Below are 1,111 nucleotides of genomic sequence, written 5' to 3'. Positions count from 1 at the left end.
GGTGGTGCTGCGCAACATGATTCAGACCCCGAATGTGAGCCAGGAGCTGTCCATTACCAATCCGGCCATGCTCGCAACTCTTCCACCGGAGACGGTGAAGATGGCAACGGTGGTGGTCGCAACCCTGCCGATGCTAATAATCTATCCGTTCTTGCAGCGTTATTTCGTAAAAGGAATGCTGCTTGGCGCAGTCAAAGGTTAGTCCGTAGCGAGCAAATTAAGCGATGAAGCAGGTGAATGACGATGGCGGATTCAGATATCAGAATATGCGAAGTGAACGTCAGCTTCTCCGAGGAGGTATTTCAAGGAGCGCTGAAGCTGAGCACGGGTAATATCAGCACGATTACGTACGCGCTGGTCGAAGTGTGCGTCGTCAATCGTAATGGATCCGAGGCTGCCGGGGTCGGAGGGATATTTCTCTCCGATCTATGGGCTTTCGGTCAGGCCTTGCCGGATACGGAACGTGGTTTGAAGGCGAAGGCCATGCGGGAATTGGCGGAATCCCTGCGCACCGCGCTCTCGGAAGTCAGTGATTACGGCGATCCGCTTCAGCTCAGCTTCGGCATGGAACGAGCGATAGAGTCCATGTCCGCACGAGTGTGCGAGGAAATCGGCCTGCCGCTCATCCCTGAATTGGCGCAGCGTGTCTGCTGGTCGCCATTCGATGCAGCGATTCACGATGCCTGGGGACGGGCGGCAGGGAAATCCTGTTATGCCATGTATAACGTCAAACATCTAAATGAGGACTTATCCGCGTACCTTGGAGCAGGCTGGGAGGGCATATATCCGCAGCAGTTCTTGACGAATCCGCGTTCCAAGTTGCAGGTTCAACACGTACTGGGCTTTACCGATCCGTTATATGTGGACGATGTCTCGGCGGGCGGCAACCGTCAGCCGTCCGCGCTTGAGGAGTGGATGGTTCAGGACCGCGTGACGCATATCAAACTGAAGACGACGGGGGTTGATCCCCAGCGTGACGGGAAGCGGATTCAAGAAGTCTATGAAGCGGCTGTGGCGATTGCCGAGTCACTTGGAATGGAGCATGATCGAATCCGAATAGCTACGGATTCGAATAACAACGGGCATAACATCGCAGCCCATATTGAAATGC

Annotated in this window: 1 protein-coding gene and 1 pseudogene; both read left to right on the top strand. The window is 54.7% G+C overall.

The genetic code is table 11. The features are described 5' to 3' along the window. A pseudogene (locus tag ACFRAK_RS28460) lies at positions 1–202 on the top strand (ABC transporter permease); the annotation flags it as partial. A 41-nt stretch (positions 203–243) separates the two neighbouring features. After that, a partial coding sequence (locus ACFRAK_RS28455; protein WP_394573108.1) for an enolase-like domain-containing protein occupies positions 244–1,111 on the top strand: 868 nt, incomplete at its 3' end.

It is taken from the genome of Peribacillus sp. NPDC056705, assembly GCF_043656335.1.
Note: the sequence above shows the minus strand (reverse complement) of the source record. Positions and strands in the feature narration are given on the sequence as shown.